The organism is Gulosibacter sediminis, from assembly GCF_023370115.1.
Classification (GTDB): domain Bacteria; phylum Actinomycetota; class Actinomycetes; order Actinomycetales; family Microbacteriaceae; genus Gulosibacter; species Gulosibacter sediminis_A.
The window spans coordinates 1,120,822-1,134,980 of the sequence record NZ_CP097160.1 but is presented as its reverse complement, the minus strand read 5'-3'; the positions used below and the strand labels follow the sequence as shown (position 1 = coordinate 1,134,980).

At 69.5% G+C, this 14,159-nt stretch carries 7 protein-coding genes; 2 read left to right on the top strand and 5 right to left on the bottom strand.

Features of this window, described 5'->3' with window-relative positions; translation table 11 throughout:
* Positions 1-71: 71 nt before the first annotated feature.
* A complete protein-coding gene (locus tag M3M28_RS05140; protein WP_249387743.1) occupies positions 72-1,241 on the bottom strand; it encodes a YlbL family protein in 1,170 nt (389 codons plus the stop codon).
* A gap of 113 nt (positions 1,242-1,354) precedes the next feature.
* On the opposite strand from M3M28_RS05140, the gene M3M28_RS05135 reads away from it, so the two are divergent.
* On the top strand, positions 1,355-2,749 hold the full coding sequence (locus M3M28_RS05135; RefSeq protein ID WP_249387742.1) for a zinc-dependent metalloprotease: 1,395 nt from the start codon (positions 1,355-1,357) through the stop codon (positions 2,747-2,749).
* Between the two features lie 805 nt (positions 2,750-3,554).
* On the opposite strand, the gene M3M28_RS05130 is transcribed toward M3M28_RS05135, so the two are convergent.
* Together M3M28_RS05130 and nudC are read right to left on the bottom strand one after the other, a co-directional pair.
* A complete protein-coding gene (locus M3M28_RS05130) occupies positions 3,555-5,297 on the bottom strand; it encodes an ATP-dependent helicase (RefSeq protein WP_249387741.1) in 1,743 nt (580 codons plus the stop codon).
* A complete protein-coding gene (nudC, locus tag M3M28_RS05125; protein WP_249387740.1) occupies positions 5,278-6,237 on the bottom strand; it encodes an NAD(+) diphosphatase in 960 nt (319 codons plus the stop codon). The genes M3M28_RS05130 and nudC overlap by 20 nt, the downstream gene beginning before the upstream one ends.
* A 66-nt stretch (positions 6,238-6,303) precedes the next feature.
* On the opposite strand from nudC, the gene M3M28_RS05120 reads away from it, so the two are divergent.
* The gene (locus tag M3M28_RS05120) at positions 6,304-7,434 is read left to right on the top strand and encodes a phosphotransferase (protein ID WP_249387739.1); all 1,131 of its coding nucleotides are present in this window, start codon (positions 6,304-6,306) and stop codon (positions 7,432-7,434) included.
* Here M3M28_RS05120 and M3M28_RS05115 read toward each other — a convergent pair.
* Together M3M28_RS05115 and M3M28_RS05110 are read right to left on the bottom strand one after the other, a co-directional pair.
* Complete coding sequence (locus M3M28_RS05115) at positions 7,431-10,808, bottom strand: ATP-dependent helicase (protein ID WP_249387738.1); 3,378 nt, start codon at positions 10,806-10,808, stop codon at positions 7,431-7,433. The genes M3M28_RS05120 and M3M28_RS05115 overlap by 4 nt on opposite strands.
* On the bottom strand, positions 10,805-14,119 hold the full coding sequence (locus M3M28_RS05110; protein ID WP_249387737.1) for a PD-(D/E)XK nuclease family protein: 3,315 nt from the start codon (positions 14,117-14,119) through the stop codon (positions 10,805-10,807). The genes M3M28_RS05115 and M3M28_RS05110 overlap by 4 nt, the downstream gene beginning before the upstream one ends.
* Between the last annotated feature and the right edge of the window lie 40 nt (positions 14,120-14,159).

Sequence of the window (14,159 nt, the reverse complement as noted above, 5' to 3'; positions counted from 1 at the left end):
GCTGTCGACACCGCTGGCACGTGCAATTCGTCGCGAGCCCGCGGCGTTATCTTGCCTATCCTATCGGCTCGCTACGACTGCGGGACGCCCTCGTCGACCGCATCCTGGCACGAGCGCAGATCGTCGGTGGGCTCGTTGGCGGCGTTCGTCTCGACGACGTTCAGCGCCTCCTCAAGGTTTCCCACGGCATACACGGTCATGTCGCCGGGGATGCCGCCGTCGAGCACCTCGGCACAGTTCGCCTCAGGCGCAATAAAGTAGTCCGCGCCGAGCGACACCGCCTCGTACATCTTCTGCCGAATGCCGCCGATCGCGCCCACGGTTCCGTCGTCCGACATCGTGCCGGTGCCGGTCACCTGGTCGCCGCCCGTCAGGTCGCCCTCGGTCAGCTTGTCGTAGGTGGCGAGCGCGAACATCATCCCGGCGCTCGGGCCGCCGACGTCGCCGAGGTCGATCGAGACGTCGATCGGGAATTCATACTCGTACTGCAGCTGGATGCCGAGCAGCGGGACCTCGCCATTGTCGGTCTCGGTGAGCTGCGGCGTGATCTCAACGCTGTGTTCTTTGCCGTCGCGCGTAAACACGACCTCGGTCGGGTCCTCCGTCAGCTCGAGCGCGCTGAGTTCCTCGGTGTTGGTGATCGGCATGCCATCGATCGTGACGATGACGTCGCCTACCTCGAGCTTGCCGGCGGCCGCCGCATCCTCGCCGACCGAGGCCACGCTCATCTGCTCGGTGACGTCGTAGTCGAGCTCCGTGAGCGCCGCCGCGATCGCCGTGTCCTGCGCCTGCGTCATCATCAGCGCCGACTCTTCGTTGCGCTGATCGACGGTCGTGCCCTCGGGGTAATAGGCCTCCACCGGCAGCACGTCCTTGCCCGGGGTCAGCCAGGCGCCGAGCACCTGGAGCCAATTCGGCTGCGATTGCGGGTTGCCAACGATGTTCACCGTCATGACGTAGAGCGAGCCGTCGCCGGTGTCGTACGTCTCGGCACCAGAGATCTGGATGACGTCCTGCTGCGTGCCGTCGTCGTTCTCTTCCTGCCCGAGCGCGTTGAACGCCGGGCCGGGCTGACGAATGACATAGGGCGCGGGCGAAACCGCAAGGATGACGAGGGCCACGACCCCGAGAATCAGACACCAGCGCCCGAACCGCTCCCGACTCCAGCGGCGACGCACTGGTTTCTCGTCACCGATCCCGTCGGGCGTTGCGGCTTCGGGATGCTGGTGGCTTGCGGTCATGAATGAGCTTTCGCGAGATGGCTGATCGCCCTCGGTGAACGGAGCCGGTTTCCCCGGCGCCACCAGGGGCACCCTGGCTACTCTAGAGCGAACCCCTGAGAGGAACGAAGCCGATGCCGAATAGCAATGGCCCCCAGAACAACGAGGACGACAACCGCTCGCCCGAAGAGGAAATGCGACGGATGCTTGAGCAGATGCTCGGCGGCGGCGGGATCGACTCTGACAAGCTTGCCGGTGCCGCCGGATTGCCCGCCGACCCGCAGGCGCTCGCGCACATGCTGATGCAGCTGCAGCAGGCGATGCAGAACCCGACCGACGGGGTCGACTGGAACCTCGTGCGTGACGCCGCCCGTCGGGCCGCGACACCGAACGAAGAGGTCGACGACGAGGATGCGCGCGCGTACGACCGCGCGTTTCAGGTCGCCGGCCTGTGGCTCGGCGACGCCATGGGTGAATCCTTCGGCGCGTTCTCGGGCATCCCGCAGACAATCACGCGCTACGAGTGGCTTGAGCTCACCCTCGATGGCTGGGCGGAGCTGACGAACCCAGTCGCCACGAGCATCTCGAATGCCCTCGTCGAGGTGCTCGCCGAGCAGGCACCGGAGGAGATGAAGGACATGGTCGCGCGCTCCGGCCCGATCGTGCGCTCGCTCGGCCAGTCGATGTTCGCGATGCAGCTCGGCCAGGTGCTCGGTCAGCTCGCGAAGGAGGTGCTGTCGGGCGGCGACATCGGCATGCCGGTGCTGCCTGACCACAAGGCCGCGCTGCTGCCGCAGAACCTGCAGGAGTGGTCGACCGACCTCGAGCTCGACCGCGACGAGGTGCTCATCTACTTTGCGCTGCGCGAGCTCGCGCACGCACAGCTGTTCGCGCACGCGCGCTGGCTGCGACTGCACCTCGTGTCGTCGATCGCCGAGTTTGCCCGCGGCATCCGCATCGACACCGATCGCATCGAGGAGACGATTCGCGAGCTCGACGTGTCGAACCCTGAGGAGATTCAGCTCGTGCTCAAGTCGGGCCAACTGATTCCGCCCCGCACCCCCGAGCAGGACCAGGCGCTCGAGCGGCTCGAGACCGTGCTCGCGCTCATCGAGGGCTGGGTCGACGTCGTGACCGAGGATGCGACGAGCCGCCTGCCGAACGCCGGCGCGCTGAGCGAGATGGTGCGGCGCCGCCGTGCCACCGGTTCCCCCGCCGAGCACGCTTTCGGCTCGCTGGTCGGCCTCGAGCTGCGGCCGCGCCGCCTGCGCGAGGCGATGAGCATGTGGCGCCTCGTGACCGAGAAGCTCGGCGCCGCCGGGCGCGACGCGCTCTGGGACCACCGCGACGCGCTTCCCGGCGCGGAGGATATCGACGACCCGTTCGCCCTCGTCGAGCGGCTGCAGGGCGGCGGCGCCGAGCCGGATGAGCTCGACAACGATCTCGCCCGCCTGCTCGGCGACCCCGGTTCGTTCGGCGATGCGCCTGCCGGCGGCGACGTCGGCGACAGCGACGACGACACGAAGTAGCAAGCACGCCTGAGCCGGCGCCTGTGGATAACTCCACGGGCGCCGGCTCTTTTTCGCAATGATGCGAGGGTGCAATATCGACTCGCCGCAGACACCCCCGTTACCTGGGTCGGCAACGACCGGGTCCGCGTGGGCGGGGTGGTGCGCGCCGTCACGGTCGCCGACACGCAGCTCACCCACGACCTCATCTCCGAGCTCCGCAAAGGCGCCGAGCGGGAGTTCCTCGAGCGCATCGCCGCGACGCATCCCGACCGAAAGCGCGCCAACGAGCTCCTCGTCGATGCGTTGCTGTCGGTGTGCTCACCAGTTGCCGAGCACCCCGCCCGGCGCGCCCGCGTGCTGGTGCGCACCCCAGCATCGGCCGCGGCCTTCGCCCGGAGCATCGCGGCCGAGTTCGCGCGACGCGGGCACCACGTCGTCTTCGCCGCGGCCGAGGCGCGACCGGCGGCCGACACCGATCTCGTGGTCGAAGTGGCCGAGCGGGTACTTTCACCCCGCCGGTACCTGCCGCTCATGGCCGACGACCTCGCTCATCTCGTCGTCGCGAGGGACGACGACGGCATCCTGCTCGGGCCGTTCGTGCTGCCGGGCCGAACCCCGTGCCTGCGCTGCGACGACCTCCGCAACGCAGCCGACGACGAAATGTGGATCGCGACGGCCACGCAACTGCACGACCTGCCGCCGCCGCATCCGCCGCTCGAGCTCGAGTGGCTCGCCGCGGTCGTCGCTGCCCAGAGCGTCGGCCCCTTCCTCGCCGGCGTGCATCCTGCCCCAGGCGAGGGGCTCGCGTTCCGGCGCGAACGCCTTACCGGTCTGCGTCGGGATGGTGCAGAGGTGGAGTTCCAATCCGGATGCGGTTGCCGAGCTCCGGCAGAAAGCGCGTTGGCGGCTGCACCAGCGCATGCGATAGGTGCAGTTGGTCTCGAGCTCGCGTGAGCGCCACGTAGAACAAGCGACGCTCTTCGTTGACGAGCTCGGGTTCGTTCGCGGCGGCCGTGGTCGGGAGGAGCCCCTCGCGCAGGCCGACGACGTAGACGTGGTCCCACTCGAGGCCCTTGGCCGCGTGCATCGTCGAGATCGTCACGGCGTCGATTGGGAGCTCAAACTGGTGCGCGGCGCGGGACTCGAGCTCGGCGCTGAATTCCGCGAGCGTCGTGCCCGCATGGGCCTTATCGGCGAAACGCATAATCGCATCCATGGCGCCCCAGGCCTCGCGCAGCGGGCCGGGCTCGACCGGGCGCTGCTGCTGCCAGCCCCGCGAGCGAAGCACGTTACTCACGGTCTGAAACAGTGGACCCGAATCCTGGCCCGCCACGACCGCCGCGTGCAGCCCCGCGAGCACGGCTCGCACCTCCGGCCGGCGGAAGAATGGCATCCCGCCCGCGAGCCGGAACGGCACGTCGACCGCTTCGAGCGCCCGCTCGAGCACGCCGACCTGCGCGTTCGTCCGCACGAGAATCGCGATGTCGCCGGGGGCACGCCCCGCTTCGAGGTCGTGGCGGATGCTCCGGGCCACGCCCGCCGCCTCGGCCTCATCGCTCTCGTACGAGCGGACGTCGGGTTGCGGGAACTTGCCCGTGTGCGCCCGCAGGGGGTCAAGTTGAATCGCGTGCGAGATGTGCTTCGCGAGCTCATTTGCCGCAGCGATGATCGGTGGCGTCGAACGGTAGGAACCGTCCACCCGAATCACTCGGGCATCGGCGAACTCGCTCGAGAACCCGGTGAGGTAGTCGGCGTTCGCACCCGCGAACGAATAAATGGTCTGGGCGGGGTCGCCGACCACGCAGAGTTCGCGGCGATTGCCGAGCCACAGCCGCAGCAGCTTGTGCTGCAGCGGCGAGATGTCCTGGTACTCGTCCACGACGAAGAAGCGGTATTGGGACCGCACCTGTGAGGTAATCCAGGGCTCGCTCTCGAGCATGCCCGCGGTCGCGAGCAGAACATCCTCGAAGTCGAGCTGGTGCCGCGACTCCTTCGCCCGCTCGTACTGCACCGCGAGGTCGTGGAGCTGCTCGGCGGGCAGGCCCGTCTCGTTCGGGTGTCGGCCCGAGGCGAGGTCCTCGCCAAACTGGTCGAGCGTACGCTCCGATACCTTGCGCCACTCGAGCTGCTCGGCGACCTTCCGCAGCAGGGGTGGGCTCAGCCGCACACCGGCGCGGTCGGCGGCCTCCGAGATGATGGGCGACTTGCTCGAGACGATGCCCGGGAAGCTGCCGCCCACCACCTGCGGCCAGAAGAAGCTCAGCTGTCGCAGCGCCGCGGAGTGGAAGGTGCGGGCCTGCACTGCCGACGCGCCGAGGGTGCCGAGTCGGCCGCGGAGCTGCCCCGCGGCACGGTTCGTGAAGGTGAGCGCGAGCACGCGGTCCGGCGCATAGACGCCAGTGCGCACTCCGTACGCGATGCGCCGCGTGATCGTGTGGGTCTTGCCGGTGCCCGGCCCGGCAAGGATGCAGACGGGGCCGACGACCGCGAGGGCCGCTTCGCGCTGGGCGGGGTTGAGATCGGCGAGCAGGCTGGCGCCGGCTGAATCAGCCGATCGGTCCGCCATACCACTCCTCGATAATCGCGCGGGCGATGGAGATTCGGCCGGGCAGCTGATCGACGTGGTCGACGATTTCCTCGCGGGTGAACCAGCGCACCTCCGCGATCTCGACGCCGTCGCCGACGACCTCGGCCGGGTCCTGGCTCGGGTCGAGTTCAGCGAGGAAGCCGAGCATGAGGCTCGCGGGGAACGGCCAGGGCTGCGAGCCGAGGTAGCGCGGGTTGCGCACACGCGCGCCCGATTCCTCGGCGGCCTCGCGAATCACGGCGTGCTCGAGCGACTCGCCCGGCTCGACGAAGCCCGCGAGCACCGAGTAGCGCTTCGGGGTCCAGTTCACGTTCGCGCCGAGCAGGATGCGGTCGTTTTGGTCGATGACGCCGACGATGATAGCCGCGTCGGTGCGGGGAAAGGTCGGGTCGCCGCCCTCCTCTCCGCGGAGCACCCAGCCATTGTGCTCGGACGCCACGCGGGCGCCGGTCGACGGCGAGAACCTGTGGGCAGAGTGGAAGTTGCGCATGGCGAGCGCCTGCGCTGCGAGGCCCGTGTCGAGATCGTCGAAGTCGGCGCCACGCTCGCGGAGGTTCGCCCAACGCTCGCTGTCGGGCTCGAGTTCGCCCGCCTCGAAGTCGGAGATCGCGACGGCAAAGATTGGGGTGCCGGCCGCGTCCACGCGGCCGCCCGGATTCCCGCGCGGCTCCGTGAGCTTGCCGAGGTAGATCACGGCCGGGCCCTCGCGCAGCTGCTCGACGCCGCCGAGCTGCTCGACGGGGCGAAGATCGAGCTGCAGCGCGCGATCCGACGCGGCCTCGCCGACGAGGGTCGCGTCGCGTCGCTGTACGAGAATGCGCGCATCCGGGTGTTCGAGCAGTGTCGCGTCGCCGCGATGGGCATCGTCACGATCGTGGGCTGCGCGGGACAGGGCAAGGCGATCGACAAACTCGTTCATGATGTAGCCATCCTAGGTCGGTGTGGCAACGCGGCTCCTGGATCCCCTCCCCCTAGGCTTTCGGCTATGAGTGGTCAGTTCCTCCAGCTTGCCGGCCTCGCGACCGCGGCCATCGAGAACCTCTACGTCAATGAGGCGGCCGACTGGGGCTACGACGACACCCACGACTACGACTCGGCGCTGCTGCGCACGCGCGACCACGGCAACCTGCTCGTCCGCCGCGCCGCATCGCCGTCGGCCGCCCAGGAGCTGCGCAGCCGCAGCGCCGCGCTGCGCGCGCTCACGCCCGGCGTGCGGGCCCGCCTACCTTTCGACGTGCCCCGCGAACTCGGCGGCAGCCTTCGCAGCGACCCGCCGTTCGCGGTGTACTCGTTCGTGAAGGGCTCGCCGGCCGACCGCACCCCGATGGACTTCGATTCCGAGCTCGTGCCCGAAATCGGGCGCGCCATCGCCGCCATCCACGGCCTGCCGAAGCAGACGCTCGTCGATGCCGGCCTGCAGCAGTGGTCGGCCGCCGACGTGCGCGAGTCGACCGAGACGCTCATCCGCCGAGCGGATGCGACGGGTCGCCTGCCCGGCGCCCTCGCCGACCGCTGGGGTAGCGCCGTCGACGACCCGCAGCTGTGGGAGTTTTCGCCGAGCGTGATCCACGGCTCGCTCGAGCGCTCATCGTTCTTAGTGACCGGGGCGACAGTCTCGGGCGTGCTTGGCTGGAGCGACCTGCGCATCGGCGACCCGGCGGCAGACATCCGCTGGGTACAGACCCTCGATGGCGCCGTGATGCGCGCCCTCCTCGACGAGTACACCGATGCGCGCGGCGCCTCGGTCGACCGGCAGCTGCGCCAGCGCTCCCTGCTCTATGCCGAGCTTGAGCTCGCGCGCTGGCTGCTCTTCGGCGTAGAGCACCGCAACCCCGAGGTGGTGGCCGACGCGGAGCAGTTGCTCGACGGCCTCGTCACTCGCGTTCGGAGCCTCGACGAGTCCGAGTTGCGGCACGACACCCTGCCCGTGCTCGACCTCGAAGAGGTGCAGCAGTTGCTCGCCAACGCCGGCGACCGCTCCCGCGCCCAGCAGTTCCAGCGCCGCCGTGCCGAGACCGAGGGCGCGCCCGAGGACCTCGGCGACGAGCCCGACGACGACCTCCCCACTGAGGCTGAGGAAGCGCCGTCGGCCGCGTCGGAGCGCGACGGGCTCTAGCCCGCCTGCGCGACCCTCCCCTGCGCATCCCGCAGGAGCTCCACGAGTTCGTCGACGCTGAGGAGTTCGGTCACGCTGATCTCCAAGTCGTCGGCCACGTAATAGAGGGTGGCCCGGATGCGCTCGATCGGCTCGTCGAAGCTGGCCGCGTAGGCGTGGGCATAGCTCATGAGCTGATACTCGCGCCCACGGCGCTCCTCCGCGGTGCGCGGCGCCCGGCCGGTCTTCCAATCGACGATTTCGATGGTGCCGTCATCATCGCGGTAGACGGCGTCAATCTTGTTCACGACCGTGAACTCGCCGAGCGGCGCGTCCACCGGCAATTCGACCGCACTCGGGCGGCGGCCGCCCGCCGTGAACCGGCTCGCGAGGAAGGTCGACTGCAGCTGCTCGAGCCGCTGCCGGTCGTCGTCGTCGAGCTGCGTCAGGCTGGCCGAGCTGAAGTCGGCGTCATCGAGGTCGGCGCCCTCAAGCGCGGCCCCGCCGCCAGCGACGTCCTCGTAGAGGCTCTCGACCCAGCTGTGGAAGAGGTTGCCCACGAGCGTGGCCCGGTAGGGCCGGCTCGGCATCGGCCGGGCCGCATTGCGGGCGATCGCCGCCGGGTCGTCGAACAGGTCGTGCAGCAGCGAGGCGCCGAATCGCGACGGGAGCCGAAGCTCGGGCGGCCTGTTCGCCTGCTCGCGCTCGGCGACGAGCAGCTCGATGAGCGTGTCGTAGGGCGACTCGACCTCAGCCGACTCGGCCGCCGCGCCCACCGCGCTCGCGAGCTCGGTCGCGGTCGCGAGGTCGCCGCGCGCCATCGGCGACGGCGGCCATGCCTGCGGTACGGCGTCACCCTCGAGTGGATTCGTCGACAGTGCGTCCTTGATTGCTTTGAGGTCTTCGTCTTTCTCTTCTTCGAGTTGCGCGAGCGTGAACACCACGGGCTTATCGTCGATGCGAGCCCAGGGCGCGTCGAACTCGGTGTGCTCGAGCGGCAGTGAATCACGAAGTTCGAGCTGGAACATTGACGGCGTCGACGGTGTTTTGAGGCCGGCCTTCCAGCGCGCGCTCGTGAGCAGCAGCCCGTGCTTCGCCCGGGTCATCGCGACGTAGGCGAGGCGGCGGTCCTCGCGGATCAGCTGGAGGAACTTCTGCGTCACGAACGGCTGCTCGCGCTCGTTCCCTGCGCCCGCGCGGTCATGGGTCGGAGCACCCTTGAAGTGCCACTTCAGGTCTTCGTCGGTTTCAATCTTGCCCAAGGGCAGGTGCGGCAAGTCTTCGCGGTCTTCTCGCAGCGCATTCGGCAACTGGCCGCTGCCCACGAGCTGGTTGACGCCCTGTGGGCCAGGCAGTTTGCCCTTCGCGAGATTGCCGAGGGCGACGTAGTCCCACTCGAGCCCCTTCGCGGAGTGGATCGTCGTGAGCTGCACGATGCCCTGCTTGGGCGGCGTGGGCGAGTATTCGGCGAGCTGGTCGTCGCGGAAGGTCAGCTCGAGCCAGTCGAGGAACTCGTGCACGTCGGCGTCGGGCACTGCCGAGGCATATTGCACCACGGCCTCGACGAAGGCGTCGAGGTTCGCGGCCGCAACGGCGTTGCGCGGGTTCGCCGCGGTCTCGATGCGCAGCCGCGACAACGAGATCGTCGTCGTGACCCAGTCGACGAGTGGGAGGTCCATGGCGCCGCGCACCCGGCTGATGAGCGTGCCGGCGTCGCGCAGCCGGCGTTCTCCCTTGTCCGTGAGTTCGGGCACGAACCTGCGCACGGTCTCGGAGGTCGCCGTGCGAACGAACTCGAGTGCTTCGGCGAGCGAAGTGCCCGTCTCGGTGTCGCGAATGTCGTCGCGCACGGCACGCCTGCGCTGCTCGTCGAGTTTGCGGCCGTCGGCCCCGAGGCGGGTGAGCGCTCCGGCAAGTTCGCTGAGCTGGTGCACATCGGCGAGGCCGAGCTCGAAGCGGGCGCCCAACAGCAGACGTAGGAGTTCGGAGCCCGCAAACTCGTCTGCCGCGGCGCGCAGCAGCGAGGTGAGGTCGACGACCTCGGGCGTGCGCACGAGCCCGCCGAGCCCGATCACCTGGTGGGGCACGCCCGCCTCGTGCAGGGCCTGCGCGTATGCGGCCATGCTGCTGCGGGCTCGCACGAGCACCGCCCCCGTCGCATCCGGTGCCTGTTCGAGCTTGCCCGCAAACCACTCGGCGACGTGCTTGGCCTCGTCGGGTTCGGTGAGGAAGTGCCGGATGTGCACCTCGCCCTCACCCGCCTTCGCCGCGGCCTTGAGCTCCTCGCCGCGCTCGATGGCGGGCAGAGGCGCCGCGATCGTGTTGGCCACGCGCAGGATCTCGCGGTCGTTGCGCCACGAGGTCGTCAGCGTGAATTGGTGGTACTCGCTGCCGTTCGCGAAGTCGGCTGCGAAGCGCTTCATGTTCGCCGCGCTCGCGCCGCGCCAGGCGTAGATGGACTGTTTCGGGTCGCCCACGGCCATGACCGCCTGCTGGCCGAAGAGCTCGGCGAACAGTCGAGTCTGGCCGACCGAGGTGTCCTGATACTCGTCGAGAATCACCTGACGCGTGGCGCCCCGCACCTCCTCGGCGATCGCCGGGTCGAGGGCGATGATCTGCGCGGCGTAGGCCACCTGGTCGGTGAATTCAATCGCGCCGAGTTCGACCTTGCGCGCCTCGTAGACCTCGGCGAGGCGGGCATACACCGAGAGTTGGTCGAGTCGTTCGAGCTGGAGGTTCGTACCGCGCAGGGCCTGCGTGAAGGGCTTTGCGGAGCGTGCCTCGATCTCGTCGGCGGCCGCGGCAACCTCGGCGGCGTAGTCGGCGACTTCTCGCGCGTTGCGGCCGTTCTCGCGCATTGCCCGCGCGATCTTGAGGGCGCTTGCTGCGACGGAGCCAACGGAAGTCGTGCCGAGGCGTTCGAGGCCAGGGTCGTCGGAGGCGAGCACGACCGAGCGCATGAGCGAGAATGCGCTCGGCTCGTCGAGCAGCAGGGCATCGGGTTCGCGGCCGACGAGCAGGGCGTACTGCTTGTAGATGTCACTCGCGTACGAGTTGTAGGTCGACACCTGCGGCAGGTTGAACTCGTCGACGTCGATGTGCCCGGCGAGCCGCAGCCGTTCGAGCCCGGCCTCGACCCGCTCGCGGAGTTCGCCGGCGGCCTTGCGGGTGAAGGTGAGGCCGAGCACCTCTGAGGGTGCGACTCCGCGGTTCGCGACGAGCCAGAGGATGCGCAGCATCATCGTGTGAGTCTTGCCGCTTCCCGCACCGGCGGTCACGATGGTCGGCGCGAGCGGCGCATCGACAATGCCGCGCTGCTCGTCGGTGATCGGGTGCACGGTGTCGCCGGGCTTCGTGGTGAGCTCGGCGAGCTGCTCGAACGTGATCGGGCTCATTCGGTGACCTCTCCGATGGCGTGAATTAGGCAGGAGCGGGAGCCGTCAAGGCAGTGCCCCTCGGGTTCGTAGAAGTACTGCGCAGGTGCGGAAGTATCGGGCGCATCGCCCTCAAGCTGGTACGCCGCCTGCTGGATGGCAACGGTGACGAACTCATCGATCGCCGCGTCGACGTCGTTCTCGGTCGGCCGTTCTTGCAGGACGACCTTCCACGGCACCTTCGATTTGCCCCGGCCGCTGGCGATGCGGGGGTACACCAACGCCGCACCCTCGAGGGCAATGCCGCCGAGGTCGAACTCACTGATGCCGTTTCGGAGCGCGGCCACCTGGTACGCCCGCAGCTGGTCGTTCTCGTCGGCCTTCGTCTGCGCGGTCGTGCCGGTCTTGAAGTCGACGATGCGGATGCCGGTGTCACGGTGTTCTTCGATGCGGTCGATCCGCCCGCGAATCTGCACCTCGACGTCGGTGCCCTGCTCGTCGTGCGCGGGGCGCTCGAGTTCGAGGAGCATCGCGCGCTCCCCGGCCAGCGGCGTGACGCCCTCGCGCTTGAGGTAGTCCCAGAGGGAGATTGTCGCGTCGCGAATGAGCTGCCGGTTCGAGGCGAGCAGCCACGGTGCGTCGAACTCGAGCTGCTCGAGTTGGTGCAGGGTGAACTCGATCATCGCCTCCAGGGTGGCGAAGTCGGCCTCGTGCTCGGCCGCGCTGTGGATGATCGTGCCGAGCGACATCGCGAGGTTCGAGGCACCGCCCGCGTGCTGGTCAATAAACCAGTTCACCGAGCACTCCTTGAACGACTGGATGCCTGACGGGTAGAGCTTGAGGTGCAGCGCGTGCTCGGCTGGCGCGACGAGGGGCGCGGTCGTCGAACGACCGTGAATGCCGAACCAGTTCGCCGGGTCTGCCGCCTCGACCCCGTGCCGCGTGAGCTGCGCGAGCGCCGCGACGCGCTCGGCCCGCTGTTGCGGCGCGCAGCCCGCGGCCTCGCGCCGGAGCCGAGCAGCGAGCTGATCGAGGCTGAGGTGCGCGTATTCGAGCCCCTCGATGCCCGTGAAGGCGAATCCAGGCGGGAGCTCGGGCAGACCGAGGCGATGCACGAACTGCGACGGCGCGTTCTCGTCGTCGCGCACGGCGGTGAGCAGGAGCCGTTCGGTGGTGCGCGACACGGCCGCGGCGAGCAGCCGCTGTTCGTCGGCGAGCACGCCCGCCCTCCGGTCGAGGTGGGTGGGTGCCTCGGCCGCAGTTTGTGCCTCGGTGAGCCGGCCGGCGCCGAGGAGCGAGTCGCGCACGCGCAGGTTGGGCCACGCACCCTCGTTGATGCTCGCCACCACGACGACGCGCCACGTGCGCCCGATCGCACCGGCCGGCGTCGTCAGCGTGACGGCGTCGATCGCGCCCCGCCGCGCGAGCGAGTCGTCGACGACCGAGTCGCGCTGCCAATCCACCAAGAAGCCGTCGAGCGAGACGGTGGGCTCGCGTTCAACCACTCGTTTGGCCCGATCGAATAGGGCGACCACCGCGTCGAGGCGACGGTTCATCGCGACCGCGTCCTCGCCCACGCCGAGGGCGATATCGCGCCAGCGCTGCTCGCGCCGCGCATCCGCCCAGGCCTCGAACAGCACGGCGTCGATCGTCGCGCCCGCGGTGTGGGCCACGTTCATGCGCCCGAGTGCCTCGAGCAGCTTCGTGACCGAACGCGCGGCATGCGCCGCCGCCGAGGCTGCGAGCGAGTCGATCGCGGCCTGCGCCGACGCATCCGAGCCACCGCGCAGCGCGGCGTTGACGTGATCGGCGAGCACCTCGCCGCCGCCGCGGCCCAGGCCGGGGGTGTCGCCAATGCCGAGGTCGGCGAGGTAGCAGGCCCGACGCAGGCGCCGCAGCAGGAGCGAGTCAACGCGGTACAGGGGCGATGCCAACACCGAGAACAGCTCCTCCTCGGCAAACTCGCCGCGCACGATACCGGCGGCCATCGTGAGGATGGCCCGGACGGTCGCATCGTTCGCCGCTGGAATCGGCGCGGAGTCCTGCGCGGCGACGCCGGCCCGGTCGAAACCGCGGCTCAGCGCCTCGAGCCGAGTCGAGTTGCGCGCGATCACGGCCATGTCGCTCCACGGCACGCCATCGATCAGGTGCGCGTGCCGCAGGTAACCGGCGATGAGCTCGGTCTCGTGGTTCGCCGATTCGAGCACGGCGTGTTCAGCACGGCCCGCCGCGGTTACCGTCTCACTCGGGCCGGTGCGTCGGCGGTCGCTCGCGCCTAGCGGCGGCAGGCCGTTCACGGCGCGCGCCACCACGCCGCGAAGCACCTCGTCGTGTCGGTACTGCTGCTGCAGGGTGAGCGTCGCTGGCGCCGGATCGCCCGCATCGCGCCAGTTCACCGCGAATGCCGCGTGGCCGGCGTGGAAGCTGCCCGTGGCCGTGTCAGGGTCGCCGAAGGTGACGATGCGGGCGCCCTGTCGCTCGAACTGGGCCACCAGCGCGCGGGCTGACTCGGTGAGTTCTTGCGCATCGTCAACGCAGACAAGGCGCACCCCGTCGAACACGTCGACGCCGGTTCGGCCGAGCGTGCGGCGCGACAGCAGCTGCGTGGCGAGCATGAGCGCGCTCGCCGTGTCGAACGCCTCACGCTCGTCGGCGCCCGAGATCGAGCGGTCGAAGCGCGAGTTCTCGTAGTCGCGGATGAGCGCGGCGGCCCCGGCCCAGAGCGCACGGTGGCGTTGCCCAGTCGGCACGGCCGCCCCCGGCTCGAGGGCGAGCGCGGCGAGGTCGTCGGAGCTCATGCCCCGCTCGGTGAGGGCGGTAATGAGGTCGCGCAGCTCGCCTCGGAATCCGGCCAGCGACATGGTGTCGGCGCTAAACCACTCGGGCCAGGGCAGTCGGCGACCGAGCCGTTCCATCGTGCCGTCGAGATACCCCTCGATGAGCTCCGACAGGATGTCGTCCTGCGCCGAGCCGGTGAGCAGCACAGGCCGCGGCCCGCCCGAGCGCACTCGCGCGTCGGCGATGATCTCCATCGCGATCGAGGCCGGGGTGCGGCCGAGCGTCGCCCCGCGCGTCGCCCTCGCGAGCCGACGCTGGACGCGCTCCCGCAAGAGATCAGCGCTGCGACGGTTCGCCGCGAGCACGAGCAGCTCGTCGGGCCGCAGACCCGCCTCGACGCGCTCGGCAACGAGTTCGACCAGCGTGCTCGTGCGGCCGGAACCTGGCGCGCCGAGCACGCTCAACGACTGGTCTTTGGCTGCCGAAAGCACCTCGATCTGGCTCGCATCGAGTGCCGTCGCCGGCCCCGCTGCCTCTCGTGCATCCTGCTGCATCCCTACCCCTCTCGGACTGTGCGCACAACGCTATCGGCAC